Raw genomic sequence first — 15,105 nt, 5'->3', positions numbered from 1 at the left:
GGCGGGATTCCAGTGCTCTTACTCTCGTAGGGCGGCCACGGACTCGATCTCCACGAGCTGGTCGTCGTAGCCCAGGACCGTGACGCCCAGCAGGGTGCTGGGGACGTCGTGCTCGCCGAAGGCGTCCCGTACCACCTCCCAGGCCGTCACCAGATCCTCCTGGGACGTGGAGGCGACCAGCACCCGGGTACTGACCACGTCGGTCAGTGCGGCGCCGGCGTCCGCGAGGGCGGTCTTCAGGTTGGCCACGCACACCGCGGCCTGCCCTGCGTAGTCGCCCACGGCGGCGGTGGTGCCGTCGGCGTTCAGCGGGCACGCGCCGGCGGTGAAGACCAGTCGTGTCCCGGACGGGACCGTGGCGGCGTAGGCGTACTCCGCGACGTCGGACAGGGTGGCGGAACGGATGAGGGTCACGACGCTGTTCATCGGGGTCCCCTTCGGTGCGGAAGCGTTCGGTCACCGGGCACGTTAGCGTCGCACCGGCGAACGCCCCAACGGTTTTTTACGTGGGGAACGTTTCGTTACCGGCGTCGACCGAGCAGGGGGTCCATGAGACGGATGGAGGGAACCTCATGGCTTACGCGACCACGAACCCCTACACGAACGAGACCCTGGCGACGTTCCCGGGGATCGAGGACGAGGAACTGGACCGGGCCGTCCACACCGCCCAGCGGACCTTCGAATCCTGGCGCGCCAAGTCCTTCGACGAGCGCAAGGAGGTCGTCGCCCGCGCCGCGAGCATCCTGCGCGAACGACCCGACGAGTTCGCCCGTCTCCTCACCCTGGAGATGGGCAAGCTGTACGGCGAGAGCCTGGGCGAGGTCGACCTGGCCGCCTCGATCCTGGACTACTACGCGGACAACGCCGAGGAGTTCCTGGCCCCCGAGCCGGTGTCCACCGACCACCCCGAGGCGGGAGAGGCCATCGTGGTCAGCGACCCGATCGGGGTGCTGTTCGGCGTCCAGCCATGGAACTTCCCCTACTACCAACTGGCCCGATTCGCCGGCCCCAACCTCATGGCCGGGAACGTGGTGATGGTCAAGCACGCGTCGATCGTGCCGCAGTCCGCCGCGGCCTTCGAGCGGCTGTTCCGCGAGGCCGGCGCGCCGGAGGGCGCCTACACCAACGTCTACGCGAGCAAGGACCAGGTGAGCCGCGCGATCCAGGATCCCCGGATCCGCGGGGTCGCGCTCACCGGAAGCGAGGGCGCGGGTGCCAGTGTGGCCGCGCACGCGGGCGAGGAGTTGAAGAAGAGCACCCTGGAGCTCGGCGGCAGTGACGCCCTGATCGTGCTCGCCGACGCCGACCTCGACCTGAGCGTGGAGCGGGCGCTCTGGGGCCGGCTCAACAACGCCGGTCAGAGCTGCGTCGCCGCCAAGCGGATCATCGTGGTCGAGGAGGTGGCGGACGAGTTCCTGCGGCGGTTCGGCGAAGGACTCGCCGAGCTCAGGGCGGGCGACCCGTTCGACCCCGACACGACCCTGCCGCCGTTGTCCTCGCAGAGCGCCGCCGACGACCTCGACGCCCTGGTCGACGAGGCCGTCGACCACGGCGCCCTGATGATGACGCCCGGCGATCCCGTTCCGGAGGAGGGCGCGTTCGTCCAGCCCAGGATCCTCACCGGAGTCACCAGGGACAACCCGGTCTACGACAAGGAGTTCTTCGGTCCCGTCGCCCTCTTCTTCCGGGCCATGGACGAGGAGGAGGCGGTGCGGGTCGCCAACGACTCCAGCTTCGGGTTGGGAGGGTCGGTGTTCACCGAGGACATCGCCCACGGTGTGGACGTCGCCAGGCGGATCGAGACCGGGATGGTGTTCGTGAACCACCCGGCCTGGACCCGGCCGGAGCTTCCGTTCGGTGGTACCAAGAGGTCCGGTTACGGCCAGGAACTCTCCTCCGCCGGCATCCAGGAGTTCGTCAACAAGAAACTGATCAACGTGATGCCGACCGGCTAGGGAGCGCGGCCACCACCTGACGCGCGACGGCCCGCCCGGCCCGGTTCGCGCCGATGGTGCTGGCCTGCGGCCCGTACCCGGCCATGAACAGACCCGGTCGACGGACCGCGCGGCCATCCTCCACCCACATCCCTCCGCCTGGTTCGCGAAGGCGCAATGGGGCCAGGTGGGTGAGTTCGGCCCGGAACCCGGTGGCCCAGATGATGGCGTCCACCGGCTCGAACGTGCCGTCCGGCCAGCGCACCCCCTCGGGTTCGATCGCGGTGAACATGGGCCGGTCCACCAACAGCCCACGGTCCCGGCCCGCCAGGTTGGCGGGGGTCGCGGGCAGCCCGGTGCCACCGACGATGCTGGGCAGGCGACGACCGGCCCTCGCGGCCTCGTCCGCCGCGCGCACCGCGTTGATCGGCCCCTCCGGGTCGTCGACGAAGGTGACGGGTCTGCGCGTGGCCCATGTGGTGCTCGCGGCCACGCCCTCCAGTTCGCGCAGGAACCCCACCGCGGAGGTACCACCGCCCACCACCAGGACCCGCATCCCCGCGAAGTTCTCGGCGGCCCGGTAGTCGGGGGTGGAGAGCTGGATGCCCCGGAAGTCCGCCGCACCCGCGAAGTAGGGCCGGAACGGTCGACCCCAGGTGCCGCCGGCGTTGACCACGGTCCGCGAGAGGACCTCCCCTCGGTCGGTCACGACCCGGAACCCCTCGTCGTGGTCGTGCACCCCTCGCACCTGGACCGGGCGCACCACCCGCAGATCGAAGGAGTCCTCATAGCGGCGGTAGTAGTCACGGACCACGTCCCGGGCGGGGCGTTCGGGGTCGGCGGTGTCGAAACTGAGCTCCAGTTCCCGCATGCCGGGCAGGTCGTCGATCTTGTGGGCGTCGTCCAGACGCAGCGCCTCCCAGCGGAACTGCCAGGCTCCACCGGTCTGCGGCCCCCGGTCCAAAACCACGAAGTCGACCCCGGGCCTCAGCCCGAGTCGACGCAGGTGCCAGGCCACCGAGAGCCCGGCCTGCCCGGCACCGATGACGACCGCGTCGGTCGTCTCCGGCAACTCCGCCTTGTCCGTCATCGTTGCTCCCGTCGTCTCTCCTCCCCTGTCGCAACAACGCCACCGGATGGACCTCTTCCCTACGCGGCACCATCACAAGGGGGCGCGACACCCGGGCCCGGGGAGCGGCCCTTCTCCGACGACCCCGCCGGGAGGCCGGCCAGGAGGGCGCGACGGCTTTGTCGAACGTGCTCGCGCATCACGCGTTCGGCGCCGTCCCCGTCCTTGGCGACCACGAGTTCCAGCACGTGGCGGTGTTCGCGGTCGGACTGGAGCGGCCTCCCGGGCTGACTCAGGGACGTCTTCACCAGGCGCGTGTAGGCGAGCTGGTTCATCAGTGTCCGGTAGTGAGCCTCCAACTTGTGGTTGTCGGCGCCTTGGACGAGCAGGTCGTGGAACTCGTGCACCAGTTCCGCGTACCGTCCCTGGTCGTCCTGTGCGACCGCCTCGTCGGACTCTCGGAGGTTGCGCTCCAGCCGGTCTATCTCCGGTACCCGCCCTCTCTGTGCCAGGAGTCGGGCGGCGGCGCCCTCCAGCAGTTCCTTCATCTCGAAGAGCTCCATGATCTCCCGTCGGGAGGGAGCGGTGACGAAGGTGCCGACCCGGGGCCTGATCTCGACCAGGCCCTCGGTTTGCAACTGCTTGAGCGCTTCCCTGACCGGAGTACGGCTGACCCCGTACTCCTCGGCCAGGGCGAGCTCCGAGAGGGGGGTGCCGGGCTCGAACACACCGCTGATGATGCGCCCCCGCATCTCCTCGATGACCGTGGCCTGGATGGATGTGGGAGTCGATCCGCGCATGCCTCGCGCCACGTGGGCACCTCCTTCTCCGTGTCGGGATCCCATGGCCGATTATCCCAGAGGGGAGAGCGCTCCACCGTCGAAGAAGCGACCCGCACCGTAGACCATGGGGGCGTTGTCGGTGACGTCCGCGTGGACCACGCGGCAGACGAAGACGGTGTGGGTACTGGCTCGGAGCCTCTCCCGGATCTCCACCTCCATCCGTGCGCTGCTGCGGGCGATCAACGGGCTCCCGAAGGGCCCCGGGGTCCAGTCCAGGCCCTTGAACTTGTCATCCGACTTACCCGCGAAGCGGGCGACGACGTCCGGCTGGTCGGTCGACAGGATGTTGATGGCCAGGTGCTCGGTCCTGAACAGGCAGTCGTGCGTGGAGGATGTGTGCTGGACGCACACCATGACCACGGCCGGATCCAACGAGATGCTGGAGAAGGCGTTGACCGCCAGCCCCTTCGGGACGTCGCCGTCCATCGCCGTCACGACCGTGACGCCGGTGACGAACTGTCGGTTGACCTGCTTCATCAGGTGGGAGTCGGGCTCGGCGGGAATCGTGTGCATGAAGGTGCTCCTTGACATGGTGGCGGGTCAGTCCTGTCCGACGCTGATGATCCCGAGCGCGGAGAGCAGCGCCCGAGGATCCCAGGTCACGACCTCTTCGGTGATCCGGTCGCCCTCGAATCGGGCGAAGGTGGCACCGCTGACCCGAACCCGACGGTTCGTGGCGGGGACCCCCATGAGGGCGCCCTGGTGGGTGCCGGTGCTGTGCCAGCGGATCGCGGCCCGGTCGCCCTCGATGACGACCTCGTCGAGGGTGGTGGTCAGATCGGGGAACGCGGACCGGGTGGTGATGATCGACGCCTTGAACGCGTCCAGGTCCAAGGGCTGCGACTCGCCGCTGCGGCGGAGGTAGTCACCGCCGTGGAGACCGTCGAGCGCGTCGACGTCGCCTTGGTTCCAGGCCTTGGACCAGACCCGTTCGATGAGCGTTCGGCGGGACTCAGGGTGCGACATGCTTCTTCTCCTTGTCGTCGGTCGATTCGACACGGTGGTCCGCCGCGATGTCCTTCCCCAGGGCCAGCGTGAGACCGGCGATGATCACGAGGAAGGGCAACGAGGTGACGATGACGGTGTTCTGGAGGGCGTCCAGACCCCCCGCGATCATGAGCGCGATCGAGGTGACTCCGGTGAGCACGCCCCACAGGACGAGGACGGGACGACTCGGGTCGAGTGCTCCACCCGAGGTCAGCGTTCCCAACACATAAGTGTTGGAGTCGGCGCTCGTCACGAAGAAGATCACCGCGAGCAGGACGGCGATCGCCGAGGTGAGGGTGGACAGCGGCAGGTGTTCGAGCGTGGCGAAGAACGCGTTGCCGAAGTCGGCCGCGGTCTGCTCCGCGATGTCTCCGCCCTGGAACAGGTCGATGTGGATGGCCGTACCACCGAACACCGCGAACCAGGTGAAGAAGGCCAGGCTCGGGACGGTGAGGACGCCCGCGATGAAGCCGCGGATCGTGCGGCCACGGGAGATGCGGGCGAGGAAGATGCCGACGAACGCACCCCAGGAGACCCACCAGGCCAGCATGAAGTAGGTCCATCCCTGCATCCACTCCAGATCGCCGAACGCGGCGCCCTGCAGGCTCATTCGCAGGAAGTCGCCCGCCCACGTCCCGATCGACTCGATGTAGAGATTGGCGAGGAAGACGGTGGGGCCCACCGCCAGCACGAACAGGAACAGCGCGATCGCCATGGAACCGCTGACGAAGCTCAGCAGCTTGATGCCCTTGTTGATCCCGGTGACGGCCGACATGGTGAAGATGGCGGTGACGGCCGCGATGACGAGGACCTGGGAGACCGAGTCGACGGGGATCCCGAACAGGCGTCCCATCCCGTTGTTGATCTGGAGCGCCCCCAGACCCAGTGACGTCGCCGTGCCGAAGAGCGTCGCGAAGACGGAGAGCACGTCGATCGCCTTACCGATCGGTCCGTGGACCCTGTCGCCCAGGAACGGCGTGAAGAGCTGGCTCACCAGGGGACGACGCCCCTTGCGGTACGTCGAATAGGCGATCGCGAGACCGAAGACGGCGAAGACCGCCCAGGCGTGCAGCCCCCAGTCGAAGTAGGAATACTGCAGGGCGCGCACCGCTGCCTCGGGGGTGTTCGGTTCGGCCAGGCCATGTGGTGGCGTCGCCAGATGCGAGATGGGCTCCGCGACGCCGTACGAGACGAGACCGATGCCCATCACGGCACCGAGGAGCATCGCGAACCAGGTCAGGTTGGAGAACTCCGGTCGGTCGGTGTCCTTGCCCAGCCTGGTGCGACCCACCGGGCTGAACGCCAGGAAGACCAGGAAGACCAGGATCCCGAGGGTGACGACCAGGTAGCTCCACCCGAACGTCGCGGTGACCCAGTTCAGGGAGGTCTCCGTGACCCTGTTGAGGTTCTCGGTGAACAGCACCGCCCAGGCCACGAAGACCGTGGCGATGGCGATCGAGGTCCAAAAGACCGAGCCCAGCCGCCTGACGCCGTCGCGGCGGTCCGACGGCGCCTTGGCCCGGCCGGAGTCGTCGGTGTTCAGGGCCACGAGGTCTTCCGACTCTGTCGTGCGGTCCGTATCTGAACCCACTTGACGTGGATCGGACATGAAACTCCTCGTGTTGTTGATCGCCGACATTGCTCTGGCATGCCAGGGATCGTAATCCACGTCACAGGGCGAATGTCAAGAACCTGGTCGATATTTGCATCGACGACCACCGGAAGGAGCTTCATAACTCCAGATGGTCAATGGTTTTGGAGCCCCGACACCCGACCTCCAGGGGATCTCGCCGATCGATCCGGATCCGCTCTTGACCTTGCATACATGTGAGTTCTAGTGTCTGTGCCATGCAAGAGATCGCCACCCACCCCGAGCGGATCGCTCTCCGCAAACTGGTGACCTATCGCGATGTCGTCGTCACCGAGGCGGGGGCGAGACCGGTTCGTCCCGCACACCGCGCCAGTGTCGCCGCGGTGGTCCGCAACCCATGGATCGGCACGGCACCGGACACCGACCTCTCGCAAGAGCAGGGACGCGTCGCGCCTGTACTGGCCGAACTCCTCACGGATCGGCTCACCGCCGCCCTGGGCGGGGCGGACCGGATCGAGGCCTTCGGCAAGGCCGCGATCGTCGGCGCCTCCGGCGAGATCGAGCACGCGGGGGCGCTCATCCACACGCCGTTCTTCGGCAACCTCGTGCGTGAGCTCCTGCACGGCGAGTCCATCATCTGCTTCGCCGACGCCCGCGCCGAAGCCGGTGAGGACCTGGTCGTTCCGCTGTGGCACAAGACCCACGCCGCGACGCGAAGTCACTACCAGACCATCAACGCACGTATCGCCGACGCTCCACGGTCCGACGAGATCGTCGTCATCGCCGCCGCGTCGACCGGCCCCCGGCCACACCCTCGCATCGGCGATCGCTCCACCGATCGCGCCGTGACCATGGAGAACCTGGAGGAAGCCCGGTCATGAACATCCGTAAGATCGTCACCTACGTCGAAGAGGTCCGCGCCGAGGGCGGTCGTGCGGTCGACCCCGCCGCCCGCATCGCGGTCGTGGCCGCCGTCATCGACAACCCCTGGGCCGGCCAGGGGTTCGTCCAGGACCTCGGTCCGGGCATCGACGCCACCGCCTCGGACCTGGGGGCGCTCCTCGCGCCGGAGGTCCTCCAGGCGCTGGAGGCTCCGGCCCAGGCCTACGGCAAGGCCGCCATCGTCGGACTGGACGGCGAGGTCGAGCACGGCTCGGCCCTCATCCACACGCTGAAGTTCGGTGACCACTTCCGCAAGGCGGCCAACGCCACGACGTTGCTGCCCGCCGTCGAAAAGCGAGGCGCGGTCGGCACGGTGTTCGACATCCCGCTGAAGCACATCACCGACGCGACGATCCGCTCCCACCACCAGACCGTCGAGGTGCGGATCGCCGACGCCCCCCACCCGCACGAGATCGTCATCGCCCTCGCCGCGGCCTCTGGAGGGCGCCCACAGCAGCGTCTGGCCGACCTTTCCACCGAACGGTAGGCGGCCATGAGCAAACCGACCCTCGTGCTGCTGCACGGTGTCGGGCTCGACCACACCATGTGGGAGCCCGTCACCGAACTGACGGCCGACCGCTTCACCGTCGTGACACCCGATCTACTCGGGCACGGAAGCGGCCCGCCCGCTCCCGCGGGCATCACCCTCGCGGACCTGGCCGATGACGTGGCCTCGGCGATTCCCGCCGGATCCCACGTGGTCGGTTTCTCCCTCGGTGCCCTCATCGGCCAGTACCTGGCGGTGCACCGGCCGGAACTGGTCGCAACCTCGACCTCGGTCAGCTCGGTGTGTCGTCGCACTCCGAAAGAGCGTGACGGCGTGCTCGCGCGCCTCGACGCGGCGCGCGCCGACTTCGGGGAATCGGTCGCGGCCTCGCTGCGCCGGTGGTACTCGGGCACCGACGTCGAGACCGAGTGGGTGCACCGTACCGAGGCGACCCTGCTCGCCAACGACCCGGAGTCCTTCCGCAACGGTTATCGCGTGTTCGCGACCGCCGACGCGGAGCTGGGCCCGGATCTGCGCCGGATATCCGTGCCCTCCCTGGCGATCACCGGCGAGGACGACCCCGGGTCCACCCCGGAGATGACCCACCGGTTGGCGGCCGAGATCCCGGACTGCCGTGCCGTCATCGTGCCGAGGACACGGCACATGCTCCCCGTCCAACGGCCCGAGGCACTGGTCGAGTGCCTCACCGCCTTCATCGGAGACCACGCCCATGTCTGACCTCAGGAAACTGAACCACCTCATCGGCGGTGAGCGGGTCGAACCGGCCACCGGTGAGTACTTCGAGAGCACGAACCCGGCCACCCTCGAACCGCTGTACCAGGCGGCCCGAGGCGGTACCGCCGATGTCGAACACGCGGTGGCCTCCGCTCGTCGTGCCTTCGAAGACCCCCGCTGGCGCGACCTCAGCCAGACCGGGCGCGGGCGTCTCCTGCGCCGTCTGGGCGACCTGATCGCGGAGAACGCCGAAGAGCTCGCTCGCATGGAGACCCTGGACAACGGCAAGCTCTTGCGCGAGATGCGCGGCCAACTGACCGCCCTGCCCGAGTACTTCCACTACTACGCGGGACTGGCGGACAAGGTCCACGGCGAGGTCATCCCCACGTCGGACCGCCGGGTGCTCAACTACACCGCCAGGGAGCCGCTGGGCGTGGTCGGAGCGATCACGCCCTGGAACTCCCCTCTGACCCTGACCAGCAGCAAACTGGCGCCGGCCCTGTGCGCCGGGAACACCGTCGTGGTCAAGCCCTCCGAGTACACCTCGGCGTCCGTCGTCAGGCTCGCGGAACTGGTGGTGGAGGCCGGCTTCCCGCCGGGCACGGTGAACGTGGTCACCGGCTCGGGTGCCGAGGCCGGCCAGGCCCTGGTCGACCACCAGGACCTCGCCAAGATCTCCTTCACCGGCAGCACCGCCACCGGGTCGCGCATCGCCTCGGCCACGGCCGGCCGGTTCGTGGGATCGACGCTCGAACTCGGCGGCAAGTCACCCAACATCGTGTTCGACGACGCGAACATCGCGAACGCGGCCATGGGGGTCGTCGCCGGGATCTTCGCGGCCGCGGGGCAGACCTGTATCGCCGGCAGCCGGGTGTTCGCCCACCGGTCGGTCTACGACGAGCTCCTCGACCGGGTATCCGAGCGGGCCGGCCGTATCCGGATGGGCGACCCACTGGACGAGGACACCGAGATCGGACCCCTGGCGTTCGAGGAACAGAGGAACAAGGTCGCGGGATACGTCGATCTGGGTCGCGCCGAGGGCGCCCGCGTCCTCACCGGTGGCCGCCCCTCGGGCGGCGGCCTCGGCGGCTACTTCTACGAGCCCACGATCCTGGTCGACGTGGACAACGACATGCGCGTGGTCAGGGAGGAGATCTTCGGCCCGGTCCTCGCCGTCATGCCGTTCGACACCGAGGAGGAGGTCCTGCGCCTGGCGAACGACACCGAGTACGGACTCGCGGCCGGTGTGTGGACCTCGAACCTGGCGCGGGCCCACCGCATGGCCGACCGGCTGGAGGCGGGGACCGTGTGGGTCAACACCTACCGGGCGATGTCTCCGATGTCACCGCGCCAGGGCTTCAAGAGCAGTGGCGTAGGGGTCGAACACGGCACCGAGACCATGAAGGAGTACACGCGGCTCAAGAGCGTTTGGATCAACACCGGCGAGGACCCCGTCGCCGACCCCTTCGTCCTGAGGAGCTGAGATGCCACAGGTCGACATCACCCTGGCGGAAGGCCGCTCTCCGAGCCAGATCCGGGACCTGATGCACGACGTGCACACCGCCGTCCTGCGCACCACGAACACCAGACCGGAGTACATACGGGTCGTCGTCCACGAGGTGCCGCGCACTCACTGGTCCACCGGCGACAGGACGATCGAGGAAATGGATTCCGGCGGGCCCTACCCCGCCCCCGAAGACCAGGAGCAACAGTGAGATTTTCCCTCTTCTTGCACATGGAACGCTGGGACGAGAGCGTGAGCCCCTCCCAGCAGTTCGAGAACCTCACCGAACTCGCACAGATGGCCGAGGCGGGCGGATTCGGGACCGTGTGGATCGGCGAACACCACTCCATGGAGTTCGTGGGCTCCCCCAGCCCGATCCCCCAGCTCGCCTACCTGGCGGCACGCACCTCGACGATCCGGCTCGGCGCGGGCACCATCATCGCGCCCTTCTGGCACCCGGTCCGGGCCGCGGGCGAGGCCGCGCTGCTCGACGTGATCAGTGGCGGAAGGGCCGAGATCGGGCTGGCACGGGGCGCCCACCAGTTCGAGTTCGACCGGCTCGCGGACGGCCTGGCCGCGGCGGACGGCGGACAACACCTGCGGGAACTGGTCCCGGCGGTCCGTGCCCTCTGGCAGGGCGACTACGCCCACGACGGGGACATCTGGCGGTTCCCCACCTCCACCAGTGTGCCCAAGCCGGTGCAGCAGCCGACTCCACCCATGTGGGTCGCCGCACGCGACCCCGACTCCCACGACTTCGCCGTCGCCAACGGGTGCAACGTGATGGTCACTCCGCTCATGAAGGGCATCGAGGAGGTGGAGAACCTGGTGGACAAGTTCCGAACCGCCGTCCACAACCACCCCGAGGTGCCACGGCCCGAGCTCATGGTGCTGCGGCACACCCACGTGCACGGCCCCGAGGACCCCGACGGTTGGCGCCCCGCGGCCGAGGCGATCCAGCGCTACTACCGCACCTTCGACGCCTGGTTCGGGAACAAGGAGGCTCCCAAGGGCGGCTTCCTGGAACCGAGCCCGGTCTCGAAGTTCGCGGAGCGCCCGGAGTTCGAGCCCGAGTCGCTACGCCGGACCGCCGTGATCGGCACACCGGACGAGGTCGTCGAACGGCTGCGCCGGTACGAGGAGCTGGGCATCGACGAGTACAGCTTCTGGATCGATAACAGCCTCCCGCACGAGGAGAAGCGCGCCTCCCTCGAACGCTTCGTCAAGGAGGTCGTGCCCTACTTCCGGTAGTCGCGTCATGACCCCGACGATCGGGCACGGGTGGCCTCCAGCGGCGTTCTGGGGCCACCCGGCGTCTCCGCCCGATCCCGGCGAAGCCGCACGAACAAGACCCACGTCCCGCCCCCAGACACAGAAAACAGAAAGAGGCCCACCAAATGGTGGGCCCCTCTATGACCTGCTAATTCTCTGTCGGAACGGCGGGATTTGAACCCACGACCCCTTGACCCCCAATCAAGTTGCCCCAGGCCGCTGGGAGTCGGGAAAGGTCGCTCGACAACACGAAAAACCTGGCCAGGACGCGAGTCCCGAGCACCAGACAACGGGAACGGTCACTGCGGGGCGCTCACGGGCGCCCCTCTTTCAACCCCACCTCCGCCCCACCAAGGACGTTCTCGTCTTTCACGTGGCGAGCAGGGGTCTTGATGGAGAGCCACGTCATACTTCGGGTGGGACAGTCAAGGTCGACCGGGCGTCCCTGACACACCTGTCACCCCGGAACACCCGCGCAGAAAGCGCTCAGGTGTCCCCGTGGGTTGGCCCCCTGCCGACCCGGTCGCAGGCGGGCCCTCGCTGCTCTACCAGAGCCCCTCAACAGGTTTTTTTGCCTCTCCAACGGCGTCCCTAGGGTTTGAGTCGGCGGATCGCCAGCACGGACCCGTCTGGCCGTACAGAGACCGCACCCTCCCAGGACCGGTCCCACCGCGCATAGGGATGACGCACGTACTGGGCATCGACTTCGCGACGGTACTTGTCCACGTGCCCCTGAGACAGCATGTTGAACAGGTCTTCGGCGAGTCCGGAGAAGGCCTCGACGCGTTCACCGTTGAGGCGGAAAACGTGCTCGGTTCCGACGCAGGGAATACCGAGCAGTGTGTGTTCCTGATCCCGGACGCTGCTGATAGCGGCATGCGGCTGCCGTGTGTAGTACTCACGTCCTTGACGCTTGGTGAGGTAGGGCGCGGTGGCACTGCTATCCCCGGTGAAAGCCACCAGTCCAGCGGCGTCCGTACGGGCGAGGACCGCCCGGAACCACCCGGTGTGCTGGGGGAGGACGTGAAAGCCGGACAGGCCTTCCTCTGGGGCACCTCCTTCGGCAGGTTTGGTGATCTGAGGGGGCATGGAGCGGTCACGCAACAACGAGTTCAACTTCTCCTCCCCTGCCGGAAGGACTCCCCCGTCGCCCTCCGCGCCAAGCGCGTGGACGACAATCGGCCCCTTCATGCTCAGTTCCGTACTCAGAACCAGGCCTGGGGTCTCGTTCCACGGGCCGATGTGCACCGCCTCCATGTGAGCCGAAGCAGAGGCCAGTTGCGGATATGAAGAACCCTGACGACCATGGTGCCCCTTGCAGACGACGGGGAGGACCTGGGACCGTTCTCCCGGCCGCCAAACCTCAGCGAAGAAGCGGGGACGGTACCGCAGTCCCGTCAGCGGCCATCCGGCACGCAGAGCGACTTCCACGGGGACGATGGAGACACGGTGGTCTCGATAGCGCTCTCGGAGAATGTGCTCGACAGCCGCGACCCCGAAACCGACACCGAGTTCGTGGGCCTGGACTGTCTTGTGCTGGCGCTGGGTGGACCGCCCTTCTACTGACAGGGCCATGTGGTCCTGCTTCCGACTCCCATCCAGCGCCAGCGCGTACTTCAGGCAGCCCCAGTGCTCGGCAAACCCCCGGGCCGATCCCTGCCTGTCCAGAGAGATCGCCCTTCCCAGAGCATGGAGGATGCTCAGAGGAGCCACATCGACGGATGTCCTCTTCAACTGGGGAAGAGGGGCGAGTCGTGGTTTCCTGCGTGGCGGCTCCTGCTGTTTCTCCTTGTAGCGCTCGTCGTCCCGGGTGATCGCCGCTCCGACTTTTCCAGCTAGGCGGTCCCCTGAACTCACTGCCACGGATGACGAACCAACAAGGATTCGCAGGGTCGCTTCCAGATCAGACAAATAATCTCCTGAGACGCTACCGGTCCACCAGCTTCAGAGAGAAATTATGTGGTCGACAGCAGGAATCCACAAGAGCAGGCGAGGAACATAACCCATGCAAACAATAGACCATATTGGAGCATGGTCAACTTGAGAATACTTCCACCCCTGCAATACCATCAGCCTCATGCTTCTCAAAGGTTCATCGGGAAATCTTTGTGGAGCGACGCAGAGAGTGGTCGATCGCGTCGTTGCATCTGTACAGCACGAATTCCCCCAATCGGCCCGTTAGAGCTCACCTCAAAAGCCCTGCGAGGTGGCTCTGAGGCTGGCATGATCACGTGCTGTGAGCGATGTGTTGCCTGACGAGCTCTGGGAGATTGCCCAACCCCTGCTGCCGCCAGCCCCGAAGACCGGCCGCCCCCGCGCCGACCAGAGAGTCGTCATGACCACCGTGCTGTTCGTCCAGGCCTCGGGCTGTTCCTGGGAGAAGACCGATGGCCTGTTCGGCGTCACCCGCGCTACCGCCCACCGCTGGTTGAAAGACCTGGACCGAAACGGGCGTATGGCCCACGATCCACCGAACTGTCCTGGACGAGCTGGGCAGAAGGGCCCTGCTGGACTGGTCCCGCGCCACCATTGACTCTCAGTCGATCCGCGCCAAGAGAGGGGGAGAACACGGGGCCAAACAACCCCACCGATAGGGGTAAACCCGGCTCCAAGCTCCACCTGCTGTGCGACAACCAAGGACTTCCGCTGACCTGCGCGATCTTCACGGCCAACGTCAACGACGGCCAAGCCCTCAAACCCTTGGTACGGGGCGTCCCCGCCGTACGCTCACGCCGAGGCCCCCGCAGGCGGCGTCCGACCAAACTCCACGGGGACAAGGCCTACCACTCCCGCGACCGGCGCCGCTGGCTGCGTGGACGCCAGATCGGCGTGCGCATCGCCCGCCCCGGTGTCGAGTCCTCACAACGGCTGGGAAGGCACCGGTACAAGGTTGAGCGTTCCATCGCCTGGCTGGGCTCCTACCGCAGACTGAACGTGCGCTGGGAACGCAAGGCCTCCAATTTCCTGGCCATGCTCGGCATCGCCTGCATCCTCATCTGCTACAAGCACCTGACCAAACACAGCGACGACTTTTGAGATGAGTTCTAAGCACGGAGGTTGAGCACAACGACGAGACCCGCCTGAAAGACGCTGTTCGCCGAATCGAAACCATTATCGGCGACATGGAAAATAGCTACCCCTTGGAGCTATCCACGCCAGACGTTAGTTTCAAGGTTGAAAGCAGGAGTGTGGCCTGAACGATCCCAATGCAGCGCTTGAGCCTCAAGTTGATTGAGTCGCATAAGCGCCCTATCAACCAAACTTCTCCCGACAGACATCTCGCCTTGCTGCCTCATCAAAGTGTCCCAGTAGGGGCGCTGGAACCTTCTCGCGAGATCTGTCTCTTCCTGCCCCTGCCAGGTTATCTGGGATTCCGATATCCGGTAGTTGATCTCGCGCAGAAATTTTACTAGCTCAGGGTCTTCGATCCTCGCAGCCAAGTCGCGACAGCGATCGCGCAGAACTAGATCTTCGCGCCACAGTACTCGCCACTCTTCGATACTGAGCCCATCCGCCACACCTTTGAAAAAATCTCTCTGGTCATACAGGAAAGCTCTCAACTCGCCTGCAGCTGGCCCTACGAGGCGACTCGCACGACGGGAACGCCTGTTTTCAACATAGGTCTTTAGCGACACGACGAGCGCGCAAACCGCTAACACCAGAGCAGGAATTTGGTGCCAATCCATAATTTTTCATTCGTTTAATCGTCGGAAATCACGCTCTTTATATCACGCCGCGCCCC

General features: G+C 66.7%; 14 protein-coding genes and 1 pseudogene. 8 read left to right on the top strand and 7 right to left on the bottom strand.

The features are described from left to right. Window positions 1–18 precede the first annotated feature (18 nt). Window positions 19–426, bottom strand: coding sequence for a RidA family protein (locus tag ACWGSK_RS24710; RefSeq protein ID WP_358513698.1), 408 nt, complete (start codon window positions 424–426; stop codon window positions 19–21). 146 nt (window positions 427–572) lie between these two features. Here ACWGSK_RS24710 and ACWGSK_RS24705 point away from each other — a divergent pair, with 146 nt between their 5' ends. After that, entirely contained in the window at window positions 573–1,955 is a 1,383-nt protein-coding gene (locus tag ACWGSK_RS24705) for an NAD-dependent succinate-semialdehyde dehydrogenase (protein ID WP_452456873.1), read from the top strand. On the opposite strand, the gene ACWGSK_RS24700 is transcribed toward ACWGSK_RS24705, so the two are convergent. The 5 genes from ACWGSK_RS24700 to ACWGSK_RS24680 are packed head-to-tail and all read right to left on the bottom strand — an operon-like array spanning window position 1,933 to window position 6,381. Then, entirely contained in the window at window positions 1,933–3,024 is a 1,092-nt protein-coding gene (locus ACWGSK_RS24700) for an NAD(P)-binding domain-containing protein (RefSeq protein ID WP_358513694.1), read from the bottom strand. The genes ACWGSK_RS24705 and ACWGSK_RS24700 overlap by 23 nt on opposite strands. Before the next feature lie 59 nt (window positions 3,025–3,083). Further along, complete coding sequence (locus tag ACWGSK_RS24695; RefSeq protein WP_358513692.1) at window positions 3,084–3,815, bottom strand: GntR family transcriptional regulator; 732 nt, start codon at window positions 3,813–3,815, stop codon at window positions 3,084–3,086. Window positions 3,816–3,854: 39 nt separating this feature from the next. After that, entirely contained in the window at window positions 3,855–4,358 is a 504-nt protein-coding gene (locus tag ACWGSK_RS24690; protein ID WP_358513690.1) for a flavin reductase family protein, read from the bottom strand. Between the two features lie 27 nt (window positions 4,359–4,385). Then, complete coding sequence (locus tag ACWGSK_RS24685) at window positions 4,386–4,811, bottom strand: ester cyclase (protein ID WP_358513689.1); 426 nt, start codon at window positions 4,809–4,811, stop codon at window positions 4,386–4,388. After that, a complete protein-coding gene (locus tag ACWGSK_RS24680) occupies window positions 4,798–6,381 on the bottom strand; it encodes a BCCT family transporter (RefSeq protein ID WP_358513687.1) in 1,584 nt (527 codons plus the stop codon). The genes ACWGSK_RS24685 and ACWGSK_RS24680 overlap by 14 nt, the downstream gene beginning before the upstream one ends. A gap of 299 nt (window positions 6,382–6,680) precedes the next feature. On the opposite strand from ACWGSK_RS24680, the gene ACWGSK_RS24675 reads away from it, so the two are divergent. From ACWGSK_RS24675 to ACWGSK_RS24650, 6 genes are read left to right on the top strand one after another with little or no spacing between them, the layout of a single operon-like run. Then, a complete protein-coding gene (locus ACWGSK_RS24675; RefSeq protein WP_358513685.1) occupies window positions 6,681–7,304 on the top strand; it encodes an amino acid synthesis family protein in 624 nt (207 codons plus the stop codon). Next, on the top strand, window positions 7,301–7,852 hold the full coding sequence (locus tag ACWGSK_RS24670) for an amino acid synthesis family protein (RefSeq protein ID WP_358513683.1): 552 nt from the start codon (window positions 7,301–7,303) through the stop codon (window positions 7,850–7,852). The genes ACWGSK_RS24675 and ACWGSK_RS24670 overlap by 4 nt, the downstream gene beginning before the upstream one ends. A gap of 6 nt (window positions 7,853–7,858) precedes the next feature. Further along, the gene (locus tag ACWGSK_RS24665; RefSeq protein WP_452456872.1) at window positions 7,859–8,590 is read left to right on the top strand and encodes an alpha/beta fold hydrolase; all 732 of its coding nucleotides are present in this window, start codon (window positions 7,859–7,861) and stop codon (window positions 8,588–8,590) included. Beyond that, window positions 8,583–10,070, top strand: a complete 1,488-nt coding sequence (locus ACWGSK_RS24660; protein WP_452456871.1) for an aldehyde dehydrogenase — start codon at window positions 8,583–8,585, stop codon at window positions 10,068–10,070. The genes ACWGSK_RS24665 and ACWGSK_RS24660 overlap by 8 nt, the downstream gene beginning before the upstream one ends. Before the next feature lies 1 nt (window position 10,071). Beyond that, window positions 10,072–10,302 (top strand): tautomerase family protein, encoded by a 231-nt coding sequence (locus tag ACWGSK_RS24655; protein WP_358513677.1) that lies wholly within the window; start codon window positions 10,072–10,074, stop codon window positions 10,300–10,302. Next, window positions 10,299–11,342: an LLM class flavin-dependent oxidoreductase gene (locus tag ACWGSK_RS24650; RefSeq protein ID WP_452456870.1), complete on the top strand. Its 1,044-nt coding sequence runs from the start codon at window positions 10,299–10,301 to the stop codon at window positions 11,340–11,342. The genes ACWGSK_RS24655 and ACWGSK_RS24650 overlap by 4 nt, the downstream gene beginning before the upstream one ends. Before the next feature lie 612 nt (window positions 11,343–11,954). On the opposite strand, the gene ACWGSK_RS24645 is transcribed toward ACWGSK_RS24650, so the two are convergent. Next, window positions 11,955–13,274, bottom strand: a complete 1,320-nt coding sequence (locus ACWGSK_RS24645; protein WP_452456869.1) for a hypothetical protein — start codon at window positions 13,272–13,274, stop codon at window positions 11,955–11,957. A 325-nt stretch (window positions 13,275–13,599) separates the two neighbouring features. On the opposite strand from ACWGSK_RS24645, the pseudogene ACWGSK_RS24640 reads away from it, so the two are divergent. Beyond that, window positions 13,600–14,399: pseudogene (locus ACWGSK_RS24640) on the top strand (IS5 family transposase). Window positions 14,400–15,105: the final 706 nt, after the last annotated feature.

The sequence above is a fragment of the Nocardiopsis sp. NPDC055551 genome (assembly GCF_053619415.1).
This window is presented reverse-complemented; position numbering and strand designations above follow the sequence as displayed.

Coding starts and splice junctions, on each gene's coding strand:
- ACWGSK_RS24710 (WP_358513698.1), bottom strand. CDS start 426: ATGAACAGCGTCGTGACCCTCATCCGTTCCGCCACCCTGTCCGACGTC.
- ACWGSK_RS24705 (WP_452456873.1), top strand. CDS start 573: ATGGCTTACGCGACCACGAACCCCTACACGAACGAGACCCTGGCGACG.
- ACWGSK_RS24700 (WP_358513694.1), bottom strand. CDS start 3,024: ATGACGGACAAGGCGGAGTTGCCGGAGACGACCGACGCGGTCGTCATC.
- ACWGSK_RS24690 (WP_358513690.1), bottom strand. CDS start 4,358: ATGCACACGATTCCCGCCGAGCCCGACTCCCACCTGATGAAGCAGGTC.
- ACWGSK_RS24685 (WP_358513689.1), bottom strand. CDS start 4,811: ATGTCGCACCCTGAGTCCCGCCGAACGCTCATCGAACGGGTCTGGTCC.
- ACWGSK_RS24675 (WP_358513685.1), top strand. CDS start 6,681: ATGCAAGAGATCGCCACCCACCCCGAGCGGATCGCTCTCCGCAAACTG.
- ACWGSK_RS24670 (WP_358513683.1), top strand. CDS start 7,301: ATGAACATCCGTAAGATCGTCACCTACGTCGAAGAGGTCCGCGCCGAG.
- ACWGSK_RS24665 (WP_452456872.1), top strand. CDS start 7,859: ATGAGCAAACCGACCCTCGTGCTGCTGCACGGTGTCGGGCTCGACCAC.
- ACWGSK_RS24660 (WP_452456871.1), top strand. CDS start 8,583: ATGTCTGACCTCAGGAAACTGAACCACCTCATCGGCGGTGAGCGGGTC.
- ACWGSK_RS24655 (WP_358513677.1), top strand. CDS start 10,072: ATGCCACAGGTCGACATCACCCTGGCGGAAGGCCGCTCTCCGAGCCAG.